The following is a 20,063-nucleotide window of genomic DNA, read 5'->3' on the forward strand; positions in this document are numbered from 1 at the left end:
ACATTTTATGGAAGAACAGAAAGAACACAAACGCCGCGTCCGCTACAAAGGCACACATCCGCGGAATTACAATGAGAAATACAAAGAACTGAATCCGGAGAAATATCAGGGGACCATTGAGCATGTGATCCAAAAGGGAAGCACACCGGCCGGCATGCATATCCCGATTCTCGTAGATGAAATCCTCGATTTTCTCAAGATCGAGCCGGGACAGAACGGACTTGATGCAACACTCGGATACGGCGGCCACAGCTCCCGTATGCTTGCATGCCTGCAGGGAAAAGGGCATCTCTGTGCGCTGGATGTCGATCCGATCGAGATGGCAAAAACAAAAGAACGACTGGCCGCGCAGGGGTACGGCTCTGAGATTTTAACGATTCTTCATCAGAATTTTGCCAATATTGATCAGGTTGCTGCCGAATACGGCCCCTTTGACTTCATTCTGGCGGATCTTGGTGTTTCCTCCATGCAGATTGATAATCCGGAGCGCGGCTTTTCCTACAAATATGATGGACCGCTGGATCTTCGCCTGAATCCGGAGGCAGGAATTTCTGCGGCCGAGCGTCTGCGCACGGTTGCACGCGATGAACTGGAAGGCATGCTCATTGAAAACGCCGATGAACCGTATGCAGAAGAAATTTCCCAGGCTGTTACGCGGGCACTTCGGAAAGGAAAGAAAATTGACACTACGTTTACACTGCGTGATCTGATCGCTGAAGCACTGGATTTTCTTCCGAAAGACGAGAAAAAAGAAGCCATCAAAAAATCCTGCGCCCGCACCTTCCAGGCACTGCGGATCGATGTAAACAACGAATATGAGGTTCTGGAAGCATTCATGGAAAAACTCCCGGATGCTCTTGCTCCGGGCGGCAGAGCGGCAATTCTGACGTTCCATTCCGGCGAAGACCGGCTTGTGAAAAAGTCCATGAAGGGACTGTATCAGATCGGTATTTATTCCGAATATTCAAAAGAAGTCATTCGTCCTTCCAAAGAAGAATGCATCCGCAACAGCCGTGCAAGTTCAACGAAAATGCGCTGGGCAATTAAGGCGGAGTAACTAAAAAAAGCAGGAGAGAAGTCGTCTCCATAAAAAAGAGGAATCAACGAATGGGATATAATCCCTGTTGATTCCTCTTTTGGTTTCTGATATGTTTTTATTCCTCATGCTCCGGCATGGACTCCCGCAGCCGTACCGCTGTGGCAGCCTGACGGCGCCTTGCATCGTCCATGGCAGCATAATGCTTCTTCGTCGTATTGACATCCTTATGGCCGAGAACATCCGCAACAAGATAAATATCGCCTGTTTCCTGATACAGCGTCGTACCGTACGTACTACGCAGTTTATGCGGCGTAATTTTCTTCGTTGTCGTCACCTGGGACGCATATTTCTTCACCAGATTTTCCACCGTCTTGACGTTGATCCGTTTTCTCTGCGCCGAATAGAAGAGTGCGTGTTCGTGTCCTGCCACAGGCGTAATACCTGCGCGGACTTCGATATACTTTTTCAGTGCCTCGGCAACTTCATCTCCAAAGTAGACAAACATTTCATTTCCACCTTTTCGAAGCACTTTGATGCCATTGTTTTTAAAATCGACATCCTCAATATCTAACCCGACACATTCCGACACACGGATTCCCGTGCCAAGCAGAAGAGTAATGATTGCAAAATCACGTTCCTTTGTTTTTTCATAGTAGGCCCGCTGATGATTGCTCAGCCCGTCGCCGCAGGATTCAATAAAATCGAGAAGCTCCGCAACCTCATTTGGCTCCAGACGGATAATTTCTTTTTCATGGAGCTTCGGCATATCGATAAGCAGCGTAGGATTTGTCTCAATCAGTTCCTTTTTGAAATAATAGGAATAGAACGTCCGAAGTGCCGACAATTTTCGTTTCAGGCCTTTTTCCCCGTTGGTGGTATAAGATTCCTGGGAACCGATATAAGCCTTTAAATATTCTGTGTATTCCTCAAGATCAAGTGCAGTGACCTGGTCAAGCACATCAACGGACATCTGATCCATGGGAATTTTGGCAAGTTCCGGATTTTCTTTCTGCAGATACTGAAAAAAGATCCGAAGGTCATATGCATATTTGATTCGTGTGCTGGTCGATGTCGTTGTGCTGATGCCGCGGAAAAATTCGGAAGTAAAAGAGGGAAGCGTCTTCAGAACCTCGCGGAGCTTCAGTGTATTTTCCATATCGGTTTGTTCGTGATACGTAATTTTTGATTTCATAACTGCAAATGAGCCTTTCTAAACAGAAAAACCGGGAAAATGAAAGAAGTATTTCTTCTATATAACTATTCGGGAAACGCAGGTTTTTCGAATAGTTGAAGAGTTACTTTCAGAAATCACCGGTTTTTCTTCTGAAACCGCCGAATTTTACAGGCCGATTTCTTGTTCGTTTTTTCACAACATTTTTTATTTTCTTCTTTTATTTTTCAGGATAAAAATCTTAATACTCCGATTACCTTTCCTACGATCTGCAGATCATTCACAAGGATCGGATCCATCTCATCGTTTTCCGGCTGCAGGCGGAAATAACCGTCTTCCTTGTAGAATGTTTTTACTGTAGCGGAATCATTGACCAGAGCGACAATTTTTTCTCCATTTTCCGCAGTTGCCTGTTGTTCCACAAGAACAAGGTCACCGTCTAAAATACCTGCATTTACCATGCTTTCGCCCTGTACCTTTAAAAGGAACGTTTCTGCGTTTGGCAGACGGTCTACCGGCATCGGAAAATATCCTTCAATATTCTCTACCGCAAGAATCGGTTCTCCGGCAGCTACTTTGCCGATCAGCGGAATCTGTGCAACCTCACTCTGGGATGCGGTGTCTTCCGATGCAATTCCCTGGATTGCACCAAGGCGGCCGGTATGGAATCCTTCATCGCAGATTTCAATGGCTCTCGGTTTTGTTGCATCTCGTTTGATATAGCCTTTCCGCTCCAGTGTTTCCAGATGTGCATGTACCGAGGATGTAGAACGAAGGGAAACCGCTTCGCAGATCTCACGCACAGACGGCGGGAATCCTCTCTGCAAAATTTCCTGTTTTAAATATTCGAGAATCTGTCTCTGTTTCTCTGTCAGTTTATTTTTGTCTCCAGCCATCGTATGTTCCTCCTGTCGTTTCGTTTTTTATATGAATTAGGGTAGTCCCCTCTTTCTATACGATATTTGCTTAAAATATACCAAATAAATTTTACCATAAATCCAACCGGAACGCAAACAAAAGTTTCGAAAATTTGTTCGTATTTCGTATTGACAAACATACGTTCTTTTATTATAATGAACATATATTCGAAAGAACAAATGTTCACGTAGCACAACTACTCTTCTATCACAAATCAAGGGGGAATTTTACATGAGTACCAATGCAAAGAAAAGAAAATCACTGAGAGAAAGACGAAAAATCCAGAGAAGAAAACTGCAGATCCGCGCAGCCGCCGCTCTCCTGTCTCTGGTTGCCGTCACATTTCTTTTAATCTTCCACTTCACGCCGCAGAATACGCAGGCAGACAGTGAGCCGAAAGCTCCAACCTACAAATACTACACCAGTATCCGCGTTTCTTCCGGCGATACACTGTGGGATATCGCCAAAGAATACCGTACAGAAGAATACTCCGATATTTCCAGTTACATTGCTGAGGTCCGTGAGATCAATCACCTGAGTTCCAACCAGATCACGGACGGTATGTATCTCTGCATTCCGTATTACTCCGAGGAGTATAAATCATGAAATTCAAGAAATAATTTACATAATTCGGTTATGTAAACAAAGCAAAAAAACAGCTTCCAAAATGCACGGAACCTTCTAAAACAGCATGTTCGGGAAGCATGGTTTACCAAATAAAGAATGAATGTGAAAAGCAGAAACGTCCCGCAAATGAAATTTCTCATCTGCGGGACGTTTCTGCTATCTTATGCTTTTTTTAATCCTCTTCAATATGCTCCTGTCCCTGTGCGATGATTGTCCGTACATGACCATCTGCAAGAGAGTAGAACACCGATTTTCCTTCTCGTCTGCTCTTTACCAGCTTATTCTGCTTCAGAATGCGAAGCTGGTGGGAAATTGCGGACTGTGTCATGTGCAGTGCTTCTGCCAGGTCGCAGACGCATACCTCTGCCTCAAACAGGACAAACAGGATCTGGATCCGCGTGGAATCACCAAATACCTTGAAAAGCTCTGCCAGATCGTAAAGCTCTGTTTCATCCGGCATGGTCTCATTGACAATCTTTACCAGATTTTCATGAACCTCACAGGAGTCACAGCACAGATCAGCTTCTTCCGGATTGATTTTTGCCATTTTGTGTCCTCGTCTTTCTATAAATTTTTCACAAACAGAGCACGAATTGCATTCAGAACCGCCAGAATCATAACTCCGACATCTGCGAAAATTGCCATCCACATGTTAGCGATACCGATGGCTCCCAGAAGCAGGAACAATACTTTGATACCAATTGCAAAATAAATATTCTCATAAACAATGTGAATACATTTTCTGGAAATGTGAATTGCTTTGGAAATCTTGAGCGGATCGTCGTCCATCAGAACGATATCAGCTGCTTCAATTGCTGCGTCGGAACCAAGTGCTCCCATCGCAATACCGATATCGGCACGGGACAGTACCGGTGCATCGTTGATGCCGTCACCTACGAAGGCAAGTTTTTCTTTTTCTGTCTTTGCAGCAAGCAGCTCTTCCACTTTACTTACTTTGTCACCAGGAAGCAGTTCGCTGTAAACTTCATCAATTCCAAGATCTGCAGCTACCTGATCGGCTATCCGCCTGGAGTCTCCGGTCAGCATAATCGTCTTTTTAATACCGGATTTCCGCAGCGCCTGAATCGCCTCTTTCGCATGCGGTTTGATCATATCACAGATCAGGATATGTCCGGCATACTTGCCGTCTACAGCAACATGGACGATGGTGCCGACGCTGTGGCAGTCGATATAATCAACGCCAAGGCGCTCCATCAGTTTTGCATTTCCGGCAGCGACATTTTTACCGTCTACCTTTGCTGTTACACCGTTTCCGCTGATCTCTTCGATGTCCGTGACACGGCTTCGGTCGATCAGTTTTCCATATGCTCTCTGCAGACTCTTGCTGATCGGATGGCTCGAAGCACACTCAGCAAGTGCTGCGTATTCCAGAACATCTTCCTGACTGATCGTATTGTGGTGAATACCGGCTACTTCAAAGACACCCTGTGTCATGGTACCGGTTTTATCGAATACAACGTATTTGGTCTGGGAAAGTGTTTCCAGATAGTTGGAACCTTTCACCAGGACACCTTCATGGCTTGCGCCGCCGATACCGGCGAAGAAGCTGAGCGGAATACTGATGACCAGTGCACAAGGGCAGCTGATAACCAGGAAGGTCAGCGCACGGTAAATCCATACGCTCCACTCAGGAGCGGCACTTAAAAACAGCATCCGTACCAGCGGCGGCAGGATTGCCAGCGCCAGCGCACCGTAGCAGACGGCCGGTGTATAGTATTTCGCAAATTTGGAAATAAAGTTCTCGGATCTTGATTTCTTGGAGCTGGAGTTTTCCACAAGGTCCAGAATTTTGGATACGGTGGACTCTCCAAACTCTTTCGTTGTTTTTACTTTAATCAGACCGGACATATTGATACATCCGCTGATGACTTCGTCTCCATCCCGGGCGTCACGCGGAACACTCTCTCCGGTCAGGGCACTGGTATTCAGTGTGGTGTTTCCTTCTTCGATCACACCATCGATCGGAATCTTTTCACCAGGCTGTACAACGATGATTGTGCCAACCTCAACTTCATCCGGATCAACCTGCTCGAGTTTTCCGTCTACCTCGATATTTGCATAATCCGGGCGGATATCCATCAGTTCGCTGATGTTCCGGCGGCTCTTTCCGACAGCATAGCTCTGGAACAGTTCGCCGATCTGGTAAAACAGCATAACGCTACGCCCTCCGGATACTCGCCAAGCAGAATGGCACCGACCGTTGCAACAGCCATCAGAAAGTTTTCATCAAATACCTGTTTGTTCAGGATTCCCTTCCAGGCCTTTTTCAGGATATCGTATCCGATGACCAGATAAGGAACCATAAAGGTTGCAAATCGCACATAGCCGGTTGTCGGCAGTACCGCGCAGAGAATCAGAAGAACCGATGCAACGATGACGCGGATGAGAACCTTTTTCTGTTTCTTATTCATACATATGCCTCCTTTGTTCTTACCGCCGGATGAAAAAATCCAGCATTTCATCCCAGAGATTTACAGATCCAAATCCGCTGCTCCAGAGAGAAAATACTGGATTTTTCTCGAGCTGAACCGCAGACAGGTTTTAGAATCTATTCTGCTCCAGCTTTTTCTTCCATCCGCCGATGAAAGTTTTTTATTTTAGAGGAAGATCTCGCAGTCATCCTCAACTTTTTTGCAGTTTTTCAGAACATCCTGCATAACGCTCTTTGGATCCTGTCCGTCTTCGAACTCAACGATCATTTTGAGCATCATAAAGTTTACGGTAGCATCCTTTACACCTGCTGTGTTTTTTGCAGCCTCTTCCATTTTGTTTGCACAGTTTGCGCAGTCAACATCGATCTTATACGTTTTCTTCATCGCTTTTGATCTCCTTTTTCATTTTCACTGTTCATATGAACATTTATTCATATGTTTGTTTTTATTATAGCACCAGTGATGCAATTGTCAATGGAAAACTGAAAAAAATCAAAAAAATCTGCCCGTCGGATTTTTTTGATTCCTGTGGGCAGATAGATCTGTTATTTATTCCTCATAAAGAAACGTTATGTTCTGCTATTTTTCACTTTTCCGAATCACAATCTGTCCGAACCGTGCACATCCGTCCAGAACCTCTATTTTCAGAATGCCTTCTCCTGTAACGGTACCGAGTGTGAACCGTTCGAGTGTGTTCGGTGCTGTTTCATATGCAAAATATGGATGAACATCCGAAGTTACTTTCTCACCGGCAGGAGGCATTACCCCTTCAAAAAGAGTCTCTCCCTGAATAGCTGCCTGTACCTTCACCTCTTTGTCTGCACAGTAAGTTACAGAAACGGTATAGGTTTCTTTTTCACGGATTGTATAGGAAGCATACTCTCCTGCTCCCAGCTGAAGCTGTACATGATCTCTCGGATGTTTGATCGGACCCGGTGCGGCAAACCCGGCCGGTTCAGGATGATATCCTTTTTCATAAATCAATTCAAACCGGTCATACAGACGATATCCTGCAGCATTCGGAAGATCACTAAGACCACGGTGTGAATCCATCGGCAGCGCGTTGTAGCCGATCGCCGGGATCTCAAAATTGCCCTCTCGAAGCAGATAAGGATGATACTGCGTATTTTCTTTGCATTTATCGACCGCCAGGCATTCCAGGTAGCTGTCCCAGATGGCCTGCGCATGCTCGTAGGACGGTTTTGCAGCTCCATTAATTGCATAATCGGTAATCAGATGCCATTCATCCGGAACATTAAAGTTCAGAATCGAAGCACATCCTGCTCCCTCTACCGTTTTCCAGCACCACAGATTATAACCGGCGTGGTACTCGGCAAGAATCTCATACATCGTTGTCTGCCATGCGTGCTCATTTCTTCCTCCTGTCTCGCCCATCCACAGGCAGATCTTCTGTTCCCGGCAGGTACGGAGAACGCTGGCAAGAGAAGCTACCTCCGGAACAACCATCTCATACGCATGAAGACTGATGCCCCAGTTGTGGTATTCCGGGTCAAACTCATGATCAAAGAAATATGTAAGAGAGGAAAACTGTGTACCATTCAGCAAAAATAAGTGTTTCTGGTCGATCTTTCTGCAGCGGCGGATCATTTCCTCGTAAAAATAGACCAGCTTCGGTGTCAGCTCCTCGCGGCGCGGCGTCATGGAGATCGGCTCGTTGATACAGTCATATGCGCCGATGATCCAGCGGTCTTTGTATCTTCTCATAAACTCTTCCATCAGAAGAAACATCCGCTCCATCGATTCTTCATCGTCATACAGATGCTGTCCATTGTCCACGCCGTCATCACACGGAATTCCGGACTGGCCTGCCGTTGCCGCATGGAAATCTACGACAGCATAAACCTGATACGTCTCACACCAGTCGAGAACATCATTCAGCATGGCAAAGGAATCTTCATTATACGTAATCCCCGGCTCCTCATACAGAAAGCTTCCTGCGCGGATCGGCAGACGCACGGAATTGTAACCGCGTCTGGAGAGAAGTGCAATATCCTCCTCCGTCAGATACAGCCGTCTCCAGCGTTTCCAGAACTCCTCCGCATATTTCGTTCCGCAGGTCTCCCGTAGAATCTGGTCCATACTTCTTCCACGGTCCATGCGTCCCATCGGCGCATATTTTCCAGGCTCGAACAGTCCAAAGCCGCTCTGGGTGCCGAGCATAAATCCTTCCGGATTATCCCAGTTTCCCATGCCCCAGCCGCGGAGAATCACCTCTTCTCCGAAATCATTCACAATAATACCGTCCTGATTGTGCAAAAATCCCCTTACACGTTCTTTGTCATAATACCCCATACAAAAATACCACCTTTCCGCAGAAGCCTTCTGGTTCTGCGCTTTTTCTTCTATTATAAAAATTTTGGTTTTCTGTGTCAAGAAATAGATTTTTACTATTTTCAGGGAAAAAACATGATATTTTTTTTAAAATTGCTTGACAAACCGAAAAATGAGACTATAATGCAAAGTGTTCAAAAGAAAAAAGGGATCAGAAAAAAGCAATGAGCAGGACAACATTTTTCGGGTGAGCCTTTGCAGAGAACCATCGGCTGGTGCGAGATGGCAGGTATCCCAAAGAACAATCCCCTGTGAGCTGTACAGACGAAACCAGAAATGGAAAGTAGTCCGGACCGGCCTCTCACCGTTAGCAGAGAAGAGATTCACCGGAAAGTGTATCATCGGGGATCTTGTCTGAGTGATCGACCAAAAGAAACAGCCGATAATTAGAAGTGGTAACGCGGAGCGTTTTTGAAAGCTTCGTCTTCTTGCATAAGTCAGGGAGACGAAGCTTTTTTTGTTTCCAAGCATACCAACACAATTGCCTTTTCCCTTTTCTTTTTCCATTTGGAATCCATGTAAACTGGAAATATCATTTTTGAACGAGGAGGAATTTTATTATGAACACGTTGGTTATTGTACTGATCGCCGCCGTATGTCTGATAGCAGGTTATACCTTCTACGGAAGCTGGCTGGCAAAGAAATGGGGCATCGATCCTAAAGCAAAAACACCTGCCGTTGCAAAAAATGACGGTCAGGATTACGTCCCTACCGATGGATGGACCGTATTCGCCCATCAGTTTTCTTCAATCGCAGGTGCAGGCCCTGTCACCGGTGCCATTCAGGCCGCTGTCTTTGGATGGGTTCCCGTCCTTTTATGGATCCTGATCGGCGGTATCTTCTTTGGTGCTGTTACCGATTTCGGTGCGCTGTATGCGAGTGTCAAAAACGAAGGAAAATCCATGGGACTTCTCATTGAGAAATACATCGGCAAAACAGGAAAAAAACTGTTTCTTCTCTTCTGCTGGCTCTTTACACTGATCGTTATCGCCGCCTTTGCAGATATGGTTGCCGGAACATTTAATGCTTACGAAACGGTTGACGGCGTCACAAAGCTTTCTGCCCAGGCAACTGTAAACGGCGCTGCCGGAAGCATCTCCCTGCTATTTATCGCTTTTGCTGTTGTCTTCGGACTGCTCCAGAAAAAACTGCAGTGGAAAGGCTGGAAAGAAATGGTACTCGGCCTTGCCTGCACTGTTGCAGCCTTTGCAATCGGCATGAATGTACCGCTTGTAACAAGCAAAGCAACCTGGACTTATCTGGTATTTGCCTACATCTTTCTTGCCGCTGTCCTTCCGATGTGGCTTCTGATGCAGCCGCGTGACTTTATGACAACCTTTATGTTTGCCGGCATGATCCTTGGCGCTGTTGTCGGACTTGTTGTTGCACACCCGAAAATGAATCTTCCAATGTACACCGGTTTCCACAATGCGGCATCCGGAGATCTGTTCCCGATCCTGTTTGTCACCGTTGCCTGTGGTGCTGTTTCCGGATTCCACAGCCTGGTATCGTCTGGAACCTCTTCGAAAACCATTGCGAATGAAAAAGATATGCAGAAAGTCGGATACGGAGCTATGGTTCTGGAGAGCCTGCTTGCCGTCCTCGCCCTCTGCGTTGCCGGTGCTGCTGCTTCTGCAGACGGTACGGCTGCTGTCGGAACGCCATTTGCGATCTTTTCTTCCGGTGTTGCCGGATTTCTGGAAATGTTCGGCATCCCGGTATACGGAGCACAGTGCTTCATGACTATGTGTGTATCGGCGCTGGCACTTACCAGTCTTGACTCCGTTGCACGAATCGGCCGTATGTCCTTCCAGGAACTGTTCACTGTCGATGATATGGAACATGCTGCCGGATGGAGAAAGCTGCTCTGCAATAAATATTTCTCTACCATTGTTACTCTGCTCTGCGGCTACATCCTGACTCAGATCGGATATGCCAATATCTGGCCACTGTTCGGAAGTGCAAACCAGATGCTGAGTGCACTCGTTCTGATCACGCTCTGTGTCTTCCTGAAAGTCACCGGCCGTGAAAACAGAACCCTGTTCCCGCCGCTTATCATCATGCTCTGCGTCACCTTTACCGCACTGGTAGAGCGTGTCATCGCACTTGTAAAAGCGTATGGAGCAGGAACCGCTGTCTTCCTCGTTGAGGGACTGCAGCTCATCATCGCCATTCTGCTGATGGTTCTTGGTGTCATCATTGTCATCAGCTGTGGAAAAGAACTGTTCCGGAAGAAAGCGGGACAGGAAACGAAATAATATAGATGTTTCTTCAAAGAGCTTCCTAACGCAAAACGCGTCAGACTACAACAAGTCTGACGGCGTTTTACATGCCATAATTTTTTACGAAACAATTGCCGCCTTGGTCGCACCGATAATCGGGGAGCTGACTCCCTTCGCCCATTGCCATGCCAGTGCGGTCATACATTCAGGGCTTCCATTGTTTCCTCAATCGGAGTTTCGTAGTCAAAACGGTGAATGATATACAGATCCAGATACTCTGTTCCCAGCCGTTTCAGTGTACCGCCAATCTCTCTGTGAATGGCTTCTGCCGACAGATTGCCAAAATTTTACTCCGTATAATACTGTGCCTGCGCATTCCAAAGCTCATAGTATTTGCCGTTTGTATCCACAAATCCCCTGTTCCATAAGGTAGCATCCAGATACTTCGGGATCTCCCGGTTGACCGCCATAAAGGTTAAATGACCCCGGCTGTCCTGCTGTAAAAGTGACATCCTCCACCACCTGTAGAGGTGGTGGAGGATGTCACACTTCATGACCTTATTCCTTCTCCGGAAACATACTCTTCAACAGATGCGTTCCCGCTTCCGTCCGAAATACTTTTCTGCAGAAATTTTCAATCGCCTGTTTTGAATATTCGCTCTCGCCGGCATTGACCAGAAAATCGGCTTCCAGCAGGATCTGGTAATCCATTCCCTCTACATTTGTATAGGTATGATGATGCGTAACCAGCCATGTGATGCGTTCGACATCCAGTTCTCCTGCCGGTACATCTTTGAAAAATTCTGCAACGAGCGGCGCACTTTCCTCTTCCTGATGCTTTCCGCTGGTATTTCCGTATTTTTCCCGACACAGCGGGCAGGCAATATCATGGACAACAGCTGCCATCTCCAGCGTTTCCTGTGTTTTTGGATCCAGTCCTTCCGCCTCGCCGATGTTCTTTGCAAAGGCCCATACCTTCAGAAAATGATAAATATCATGAATATTTCCCTTATAAAAATCTGTCATTTTTTCAATTGCAGCAGCAATTTTCATATCGTGTTTCCTCCTTCGCATCCTGTCTTTCTTCCCATTATATCACATGTTTCACGCATTTGAGTATCAGATTATCATCTGATCTTATCACAAAATATGCAAAAACAGGAGGCAGAACCTGCCTCCTGTAGCTTTTTAACACTATGATGTTCTTTATGCCAGCGGTTTTCCTGTCAGCATCTCATATGCCTGAAGATATTTCTCGATCGTCTTGTCTACGATTTCCTGCGGCAGAGTCCAGTCGTGGTTTCCATCGTTGGCTTTGAGCCAGTCGCGCGCGAACTGTTTGTCAAAAGATGGCTGACCATGGCCTGGTTCATAACCATCTGCAGGCCAGAAGCGGGAGCTGTCCGGAGTCAGCATCTCGTCGCCGATTACGATATTTCCGTTTTCATCGAGACCAAACTCAAATTTTGTGTCTGCAATGATAATGCCTTTGCTTAAAGCATAATCAGCACATTTTTTATACAGAGCGATGGTGTAGTCGCGAAGCTTCTCTGCATACTCGGCTCCTTTTCCCGGGAAGTATTTTTCCAGATGGGCGATGCTCTGCTCATAAGAGATATTTTCGTCATGATCTCCGATTTCAGCCTTTGTGGACGGAGTGTAGATTGGCTCAGGAAGCTTGTCAGATTCTTTTAATCCTTCCGGAAGCTCGATGCCACATACTTTTCCTGTTTTCTGATAGCTTGCCCAGCCGCTTCCGGTAATGTAGCCGCGGACAATGCACTCGATAGGAAGCATTTCCAGCTTACGGCACATCATGCTGTTTCCGTCAAATTTCTCCTGCTGGAAAAATTCCGGCATGTCTTTTACGTCTACAGAGATCATATGATTCGGAAGGATGTCTTCTGTCAGATCGAACCAGAATTTGGACATCTGGGTCAGAACGGTACCTTTTTTTGTTACCACATTGTTCAGAATGACATCAAAACAGCTAATACGGTCGGTTGCTACCATGATCAGGCTGTCGCCGTTATCATAAATCTCGCGTACCTTACCCTCTTTGATTGGCTTTAATTCTTTCATCATGAATACCTCTTCTTTTCGTATAGGATAGTGAACGGAATTACACCCGATCCGGTGAAATTCCTTTGACACCTTTACCCTACACCACTCCTTATAAATTGTCAAGTATTTATTATTAACGCTACTAAATAAACCCCAAAAGGGATCTTTTATTTCCATTTATAATTCTGCTCCGTTTGTTTCTATCACGTGTTTATACCAGAATGCGGAATCTTTCATAATTCTCTCCTGATTTCTGTAGTCCACATATACGAGTCCAAATCGATCTGAGTAACCTTTGGCCCATTCAAAATTATCCATCAAAGACCACTGGAAATATCCTCTGATATCCGCTTCCTCTGCTGCTTTTCTCAGTTCTCGCAAATATCTTGCAAGAAAATCAATTCTGTTTGGATCATGCACTTTTCCATCTAATGAGATCACATCATGGCAGGATAATCCGTTCTCTGTGATGTAAATTGGCTTATGATATCTTTCATATAAAAACTTCGGTCCCCACTGCAGACATTCCGGTGTTACCGGCCATTGGATCGCAGTTTTAGGAAATCCTTCATATCGGCAAACCTCCTGTGGCTTTCCGTCTTCCCCCATACGGACGCATCTTCCATTATAAATATTCTGTCCATAGATATCGATCGGTTCTGAGATCAGACGCATATCTTCTTCTGTGATTTTCGGAAGATATTTTTCATAACGCACCAATCCCTCATCCGGATAATGTCCTAATAAAACCGGATCAGACCACCAGGATATCTTCCTCTTATTACTCTACTATTCTAATTATTTCCATTCCTCGATTCCCAGATTCTCTATATAATCAGCAAGTTCTCTCGCCATCTCATAGGTTTCTGGAATTCTGAGATGTCCTGGAGTCGCTGCTCCGTTTCTTTTAAAGATACAATGGGAAATCTTACGGTCTCCCATAGAAACCACTACATCGTCAATTGCTTTGTCCCAAGAACTGTCATGCTCAAGCAATGTCGTACAGCAGATGACCGATGCCTTCGGATATACCTGACGCAGTTTTTTTAAAAATTCTGTATAGTGTTCTCTCCAAAGAATTGCTTTCTCACACATATAGTCTTCTGACATGTAATCAAACGGATGATTATCATTCTGGCCAATTGCCACGACAACAACCTGCGGTGTATACTGATTAAAATCCCATTCTGTCAGTTCACCAAATGTTTTATTGAAGCGGATTTTATTCCAGGCACTTTCCATTCCAATCTGATCCGGCTCATGGAACCAGCCTTGTCCATCCAGCAATGCAATTCCGCCCTGTGCGATATCATGGATCTGTGCATTCAGCATACGTGCTGTCATCCATGCATAGGAATACCAGCTGTTAGAATAACCTCCCTGATGTTCAGGGTCCGTCTTTCCTGTATAATCCACTGCTTCTGTCACTTCTCCTGCTGATACAGAATCTCCGTAAACTTCAATTTTTCTTGTCTGTGCATCCGGAAGTTCCAATAATTTTGCTCCGTCTTCAATTTCAAATCCAAGGATGTGCATCTCATGGCAGGAATCCTGACGTTTAAAGAAAAGAACATGATGTTCTCCGTTTTCATTCTCAGGAACACGAATCTCTATTTCATTCTCTTTCTCGTTATCCAGATAATAACACGACTGCACTCCATCTAAAATACATCCAAGATAATTCTGCCAGTATTCATTTTTGTTTCTCAGGAAAATTTTCAAATATTTTCCTGTAAATTTAAATTCCACAGATGTACATGGATAAACCCAGATTGGTTCTTTTGGATTCGCCCAGTCAATCCTTCCGCTATAACGTATTTTTTTATTATCAGGATTAATTCTCATCTTATCTCCTCCATATTTTACAGTAAACTTGCTGCACCGATCATTCCAGCTTCATTTCCAAGTGCTGCTGTCTCAATCTCCAGAAACCTCTCCTTCAAAAATCTTATGCAATAATTAATGACATCAGATAAAATGGAGTTGTATCCGTTACCTCTTCCGGAAGAATTGTTATATCTACCGTATGAATTTTCTTTTCTCCACTGCACTGCAGGAAGCAGTCACCTCAAAATGAATAGAATCCCCGGCTTTTTTCCCGATCCATCCATTTTTAAAATGATCAAGATGTCCTGTTTTCTCTTCCATATCTGCATGAAATCCGCAAAGTTTTGGTGAAATTTCACGGATTGTCAGGCGTTTTGCATTCTCGTATGCATTCTCCGTCATTGCCTTCGGAAAAACAGGTTCTTTTTCCTCAACTTCTAATTCTGCTTTCACGCTTTCAAGGAATTTTTCAATTTCTTCTGCAACAAGTTTGTGTCCTTTATCATTTGGATGAAGTCCATCTGGTGTAAGTTCTTCCCTTATATATTCACCAGCCTTCATTCGCTGATAAATCGTATCTCTTGCTTCAACCTTTGCAGCATTCACGAGAAATCTGTAATTTGTTCCGTAAGAATCCAATAGGCAGTTGGCCGATTTTTTCTTTTATGCGAAATGGAAACGGAACGTATAGCTGTATCTTCCCTTGCATACACGATATTCCGGGTGAATATTTTTCGTCCAGCCGGTATCTCCGCCAAGGCCTGCGTGTGCTGCATCCAGGATCAGCCAGGTTCCTGTCGTATGCTCCGGAAGTTCTTCCTCATATGCGGCTTTTCGATATTCTGCCATAGAATATGGAAGCGCACTGAAATGGAAATCATCACTGCCTACAATCTGAACGGTATGTGTTCCATCTGAAAGAACGGCAAATCGCGTATCCTCATGGCCACCGCATTCGCAAGGTACTACAAACGGAACGTGCTGTTCTGCTACAGAAGATGTGTAAAATCCGGTAAAAGCTGCGTCCTTTCGGTCTGCATACGTCTCCCAGGGACCTTTTCCATACCAGGTGAGCGTATCAAACGCTGCAGGGAAGCGGAACGACTGTCCGACTCTTGCGATGGTCTCAAGACCGCTGTTGTTTGTTACTTCGTTTTTCAGCTCCATTCCCTCACTGCCGATGCGATACAGAGTATGAGCGGTAAAGAGTACTGCGTTGTCCGGCTCCGCGGTATAGGAAGCCTGCACTTCAAGAAGCACCTGATTTCCGGCACTGACAGCCGATACTAACTGTACTTCCTTTTTCAGACGATCCAGACCTTCCGCGCGCCAGATATCATCGTAATCACTTTCATGGGTTCCCTCATCAATACCGGTTGGGGCACGATAAAATTCATCTTTTCCGCCGGTCATAAAAGAAACGCTCTTTGCCTGATATCTGGTAAATTCACCTGTCTTTTTATCAAAGATAATTTCGGTCTCTTCGCCGGTGATGCGAACATGATTTTCATCCTCCGATACGGTCAGTGGTTTCCCGACAATCGTTTTCTCGTCTGCCAGATAAACACCTGAAGTAACCGGAATCTGACGGCGGTATAGTTCTGTTCCCGCCGGTGCATAGAAGGTATCTTGGGCAAGCTCAACGTAATAATTTACATACGCCTCGCCATGCAGTTTCGCCGGAAGCTCCGGAAGCGTCTCTGTTGTTCCGGCTGCCGTGTAAAATGTCGGATAGCTGCCTTTGGCAAGCGTTTCGCCGTTCTGCACAATTTCATAACGCACCTGCAGATGAGAAAGATCGAGGGTATGGTAGCGGTTTGCCAGCACCCATATAGTTTCGCCGGTATATGGATTTTTCACCTGCTCAATCGTAACCGGGGACTGGCCGTTTCTCACCTCATAGGCGCCCGGTTTATAGGAAAGATCGGCAAAGACAACACCATTCAGACACATATCCGGAACCGGATCGGTCACATCCTCTCCGAACGCTCCGCCGTAGCCGTATTTGATATTTCCGTCCTCCTCGTGGATCGCAATCGCCTTGTCCGCGAAATCCCAGATAAAGCCGCCCTGGAAACGCGGGTATTTATTGACATAGTCCCAGAACTCCTTGAAGTTTCCGTTGCTGTTGCTCTTTGCATACGCATATTCGCACATGATGAACGGGCGGAGATCAGAATCGTCTGCCATCACATCCGTAAGCCAGCTCATCGTCGGATACATCGGGCAGATGACGTCGGAAATATTACTCTTTGGGTTGCCGGACTCATACTGAACGTATCTTGTCTTGTCGTATTCGCGGATCCAGCCGTGCATCGCAGCATGATTCGCCCCGGCACCGGATTCATTTCCAAGGGACCACAAGACGATGGAAGGATGGTTTTTATCACGCAGTACCATACGGGTTGCACGCTCCAGATAAGCGGCTGTCCACTCAGCGGATGCACTGAGCTGTCCGCCGTAACCGTGCGTCTCAAGATTTGTCTCATCGACAAGGTAAATGCCAAGCTCGTCACACAGATCATACCATTTCACGGAATTCGGATAATGGCTGGTACGAACAGCGTTGAAATTCAGGCGTTTCATCACAGCAATTTCTTTTCGCATCTGCTCCTCAGAAACGGTACGTCCCGTCTCGGCGCAAAAATCGTGGCGGTCAACACCTCGGAGCACAAGGCGTTTGCCATTCAGGGTCAGAACACCGCGGCTGTTGATTTCCACCTGACGGAAGCCGACCTTGCAGCTCTCGATATCAACCGTCTCATTCTCTTTGTTCTGTAGCTCGACAACGAGGGTGTAAAGTGTCGGAGTCTCTGCAGTCCAGAGTGCCGGGTTCTCTACCGGAGCAGTAACGGTTGCGATGAATTTCGGCATCAGATAGAAGCCGCACTCAGCAAACGGTCTCGAATCCATCTCGGTTACTTTGTTCTGTTCTGCATCATACAGCGTCACTTTGGCATGATACTCGCCGTACAGCGGTTTGGAGTTGTCCGGCCAGATCGTGACAGAGAGGGTAGCTTTCGTGTAATCCGGGTGTGTGAACAGTGTCTCTGCCTTATAGTCCAGGATGTGCTGCACCGGTTTCGATACGAGGCGGACATCGCGGTAGATACCGGACAGATGCCAGTAATCCTGATCTTCCAGGTAAGTACCGTCACAGTAGCGCATTACCTGTACGGCGAGGGTGTTCGTTCCCTCCTGCACATATTCAGTGATGTCAAATTCCGCGTTCACTTTGCTGTCCTGGGAATACCCCACCTGTTTTCCGTTGACCCAGAGATAGAAGCAGGACTCCACACCGCCGAAATCGATGAGAAGCTGTCGGCCGATATAGTCTGTTGGAACCTCAAAGGTTCTGAAATAGCAGCCAGTCAGATTTTTCTCCGGTACGTACGGCGCATTCAGCTCGTAGGTGCCTTCGGTAATCTCGATCTCAAATGCTTCGCCGTTTGCCTCCCGTTTGAACGGATACAGCATATTGGTGTAAACCGGCTTTCCATATCCCTGCAGTTCCCAGTTGGACGGCACCGGAATCGCATCCCATGCTGCGTGATCGAAATTCTCTTCATAAAATGCTTCCACCGCTTCCGGTGACGGATACATTTTGAATTTCCAGTCTCCGTTCAGATCCATTACAAAGCGGGACGCGTTCCGATTTCCGGCGAGCGCCTGCTCTACCGTCTCATACGCACCGTATGGCGTATGCATCGGATAACGATTTTTCTGCGTTATATACTGATTTTCCCAGTCTCTTGTCTGTCTCATGTTCTTGAAACCCTCCTTGCCTTTGCTTTCGCATTTTCCGACTGTCTCTCTTCTTTTTATCCAGATTGGTGTTCCTTTTTTGCTTTCCTGTGATATAATACATCTGTGGATTTTCAGAAGATTCATGCAGTTATCTTATGATTCAGTATAAAACACTGCACGTGGATGAGAAATAGTTGATCTGGTGTTTCTTTTATCCAAAATGGGAAAGCAAAGGAGAAGTCGTATGATACCGGAATATCTGCTTGCAAAAATAGAAAAGAGCGATGTTATCTATCGCTGTATTGGAAATGAAATGAAGAACGGGATTCTGGCGTGCGGTTTTATGCGGAAAGAGACGGCGGACCGCTCGCAGTATCATTTTTCGAACGAGTATTACAGCTGTTTCGTGCTGCTGCGCGGGAGCGGGGAATATATTGCCGAGGACGGCACCTCCTATCCGCTGCAGGCGGGAAGCCTGGTCCAGCGTCTGCCGGGTGTGCCGCATTCCACACGCGTAGACCCCGATGGGAAATGGCTGGAATTTTTTATCTCGATTGGGAAACCGTTTTTTGATTCTTTCTGCTCGCTTTCGGTTCTGAACCGGGAGCCGGTGCTAAAGGCAGAGCTGCTTCCCGGCGATCTCGAGCGGTATCAGAAGCTTCTGCAGTCGTTAAAGGCCACACCGGACAGTCTGCTGCCTTTGCGGATTCCGGAGATGGAAAAAGAGATTCTGCGAATGTACGGCTACCATGCGCACCGGGTGAATCTGCAGCGGGATCCGATCGAGGCCGCCTGCGATATGCTCTCGCAGAATCTTGATGAAGAAATTTCTCTCGAAGAGCTTGCCCGGTCACTCCAGATCGGTTATGAGACGTTTCGAAAAGTATTTAAAAAACAGACCGGCGTCTCTCCTGCACGGTACCGCACTAGGAAGAAAATGGAGCAGGCCTGTATTCTTCTCGAGGGCGGCGTACCGATGAAGGAAATTGCCGGTCTTGTCGGATATGGCGATGTCTATGCGTTCAGCAAGCAGTTTTCCCGGTTCTTTGGATTCCCACCTGGAAAGTACCGCGCACGTCTTCACACGGATGCGCCGGATTTAGAACAGTTTTAAGATATCGTCCACGGTTTTACGTTTCGGCTTGTCCGGGTTGATGGCACGGTAGCCGACAGCAATGACAGCACCAAGGAGCTCATTCTCCGGAATGGAGAGGGCTTCACGGATAGCTTTCTCATCACGGATTCCCATAATCAGAGTATCAAGGCCGAGTTCTCTTGCGCGCAGGATCAGGTTTTCGTCATGCAGGCCAAGATCGTAATAGCCCCAGCCGTTTCCGACTTCATTGTCCGGTGTTCCGTCCTGCGTGAAGCCGGAGCGGTCTTTTACGAATGCTGTTACGACAAGTGCGGCTCCCTTTGAACTCTTCTGATTGAATTCTGGAAGGCATTTTGCGGAAAATTCTTCGACTTTCTCCGGTGTTACAAGGGCATAGTACCGTGTTGTCTGTGAGTTTTTCCAGGATGGTGCCTGAATCGCTGCCTGTACGATCTCCTGGATCTGCTCTGCGGTTACGTGTTTCTCCGGATCAAACGCGCGGATGCTTCTTCTTTCTTCCAGCAGTTTTGTAAATTCCATGGTGTAT

The 20,063-nt window shown here is 46.3% G+C and carries 17 protein-coding genes and 2 pseudogenes; 4 read left to right on the forward strand and 15 right to left on the reverse strand.

Annotation, left to right across the window (positions count from 1 at the left end):
• The first annotated feature begins 7 nt into the window (after positions 1–7).
• On the forward strand, positions 8–1,057 hold the full coding sequence (rsmH, locus tag DXA93_RS05865; RefSeq protein ID WP_118640611.1) for a 16S rRNA (cytosine(1402)-N(4))-methyltransferase RsmH: 1,050 nt from the start codon (positions 8–10) through the stop codon (positions 1,055–1,057).
• A 97-nt stretch (positions 1,058–1,154) separates the two neighbouring features.
• On the opposite strand, the gene DXA93_RS05870 is transcribed toward rsmH, so the two are convergent.
• Positions 1,155–2,231 carry a tyrosine-type recombinase/integrase gene (locus tag DXA93_RS05870; protein ID WP_022462868.1) on the reverse strand — a complete coding sequence of 359 codons (1,077 nt, stop codon included), beginning with the start codon at positions 2,229–2,231 and terminating at the stop codon, positions 1,155–1,157.
• Between the two features lie 206 nt (positions 2,232–2,437).
• Positions 2,438–3,106: a transcriptional repressor LexA gene (lexA, locus tag DXA93_RS05875; protein WP_055217843.1), complete on the reverse strand. Its 669-nt coding sequence runs from the start codon at positions 3,104–3,106 to the stop codon at positions 2,438–2,440.
• Between the two features lie 253 nt (positions 3,107–3,359).
• Here lexA and DXA93_RS05880 point away from each other — a divergent pair, with 253 nt between their 5' ends.
• On the forward strand, positions 3,360–3,734 hold the full coding sequence (locus DXA93_RS05880; RefSeq protein ID WP_022462870.1) for a LysM peptidoglycan-binding domain-containing protein: 375 nt from the start codon (positions 3,360–3,362) through the stop codon (positions 3,732–3,734).
• Positions 3,735–3,927: 193 nt separating this feature from the next.
• On the opposite strand, the gene DXA93_RS05885 is transcribed toward DXA93_RS05880, so the two are convergent.
• The 4 genes and pseudogenes from DXA93_RS05885 to DXA93_RS05905 all read right to left on the reverse strand — a co-directional run bounded on the left by DXA93_RS05885 (position 3,928) and on the right by DXA93_RS05905 (position 8,521).
• Positions 3,928–4,302, reverse strand: a complete 375-nt coding sequence (locus tag DXA93_RS05885; RefSeq protein WP_055217845.1) for an ArsR/SmtB family transcription factor — start codon at positions 4,300–4,302, stop codon at positions 3,928–3,930.
• 17 nt (positions 4,303–4,319) lie between these two features.
• A pseudogene (locus DXA93_RS05890) lies at positions 4,320–6,187 on the reverse strand (heavy metal translocating P-type ATPase).
• Positions 6,188–6,373: 186 nt separating this feature from the next.
• Positions 6,374–6,592, reverse strand: a complete 219-nt coding sequence (locus tag DXA93_RS05900) for a cation transporter (protein ID WP_055266075.1) — start codon at positions 6,590–6,592, stop codon at positions 6,374–6,376.
• A gap of 195 nt (positions 6,593–6,787) precedes the next feature.
• Entirely contained in the window at positions 6,788–8,521 is a 1,734-nt protein-coding gene (locus DXA93_RS05905; RefSeq protein ID WP_119207881.1) for a glycoside hydrolase family 5 protein, read from the reverse strand.
• Between the two features lie 599 nt (positions 8,522–9,120).
• Here DXA93_RS05905 and DXA93_RS05915 point away from each other — a divergent pair.
• Positions 9,121–10,818 carry a carbon starvation CstA family protein gene (locus DXA93_RS05915; protein ID WP_022462875.1) on the forward strand — a complete coding sequence of 566 codons (1,698 nt, stop codon included), beginning with the start codon at positions 9,121–9,123 and terminating at the stop codon, positions 10,816–10,818.
• 167 nt (positions 10,819–10,985) lie between these two features.
• Here the strand turns inward: DXA93_RS05915 and DXA93_RS05920 are convergent.
• From DXA93_RS05920 to DXA93_RS05950, 8 genes and pseudogenes are all read right to left on the reverse strand, one after another.
• A pseudogene (locus DXA93_RS05920) lies at positions 10,986–11,129 on the reverse strand (aldo/keto reductase); the annotation flags it as partial.
• Positions 11,130–11,294: a hypothetical protein gene (locus tag DXA93_RS17770; protein WP_022462877.1), complete on the reverse strand. Its 165-nt coding sequence runs from the start codon at positions 11,292–11,294 to the stop codon at positions 11,130–11,132.
• 46 nt (positions 11,295–11,340) lie between these two features.
• The gene (locus DXA93_RS05925) at positions 11,341–11,835 is read right to left on the reverse strand and encodes an HD domain-containing protein (protein WP_117508936.1); all 495 of its coding nucleotides are present in this window, start codon (positions 11,833–11,835) and stop codon (positions 11,341–11,343) included.
• 153 nt (positions 11,836–11,988) lie between these two features.
• Positions 11,989–12,864, reverse strand: coding sequence for a phosphoribosylaminoimidazolesuccinocarboxamide synthase (locus DXA93_RS05930; RefSeq protein WP_055217859.1), 876 nt, complete (start codon positions 12,862–12,864; stop codon positions 11,989–11,991).
• Between the two features lie 159 nt (positions 12,865–13,023).
• Complete coding sequence (locus DXA93_RS05935) at positions 13,024–13,617, reverse strand: glycoside hydrolase family 1 protein (protein ID WP_330416875.1); 594 nt, start codon at positions 13,615–13,617, stop codon at positions 13,024–13,026.
• Positions 13,618–13,644: 27 nt separating this feature from the next.
• Positions 13,645–14,691, reverse strand: a complete 1,047-nt coding sequence (locus DXA93_RS05940; RefSeq protein WP_118594433.1) for an electron transporter RnfD — start codon at positions 14,689–14,691, stop codon at positions 13,645–13,647.
• Between the two features lie 174 nt (positions 14,692–14,865).
• Complete coding sequence (locus DXA93_RS05945) at positions 14,866–15,279, reverse strand: SGNH/GDSL hydrolase family protein (RefSeq protein ID WP_147342480.1); 414 nt, start codon at positions 15,277–15,279, stop codon at positions 14,866–14,868.
• Positions 15,280–15,336: 57 nt separating this feature from the next.
• Positions 15,337–18,438 (reverse strand): glycoside hydrolase family 2 TIM barrel-domain containing protein, encoded by a 3,102-nt coding sequence (locus DXA93_RS05950; RefSeq protein ID WP_158583266.1) that lies wholly within the window; start codon positions 18,436–18,438, stop codon positions 15,337–15,339.
• A 226-nt stretch (positions 18,439–18,664) separates the two neighbouring features.
• Here DXA93_RS05950 and DXA93_RS05955 point away from each other — a divergent pair, with 226 nt between their 5' ends.
• Positions 18,665–19,534, forward strand: coding sequence for a helix-turn-helix domain-containing protein (locus tag DXA93_RS05955; RefSeq protein WP_158576321.1), 870 nt, complete (start codon positions 18,665–18,667; stop codon positions 19,532–19,534).
• Here the strand turns inward: DXA93_RS05955 and DXA93_RS05960 are convergent.
• Positions 19,520–20,056, reverse strand: coding sequence for a nitroreductase family protein (locus DXA93_RS05960; RefSeq protein WP_117508939.1), 537 nt, complete (start codon positions 20,054–20,056; stop codon positions 19,520–19,522). The two genes, DXA93_RS05955 and DXA93_RS05960, sit on opposite strands and share 15 nt — an antisense overlap.
• Positions 20,057–20,063: the final 7 nt, after the last annotated feature.

Source organism: Blautia sp. OF09-25XD (assembly GCF_003482095.1).
GTDB classification, from domain to species: Bacteria; Bacillota; Clostridia; order Lachnospirales; family Lachnospiraceae; genus Fusicatenibacter; species Fusicatenibacter saccharivorans.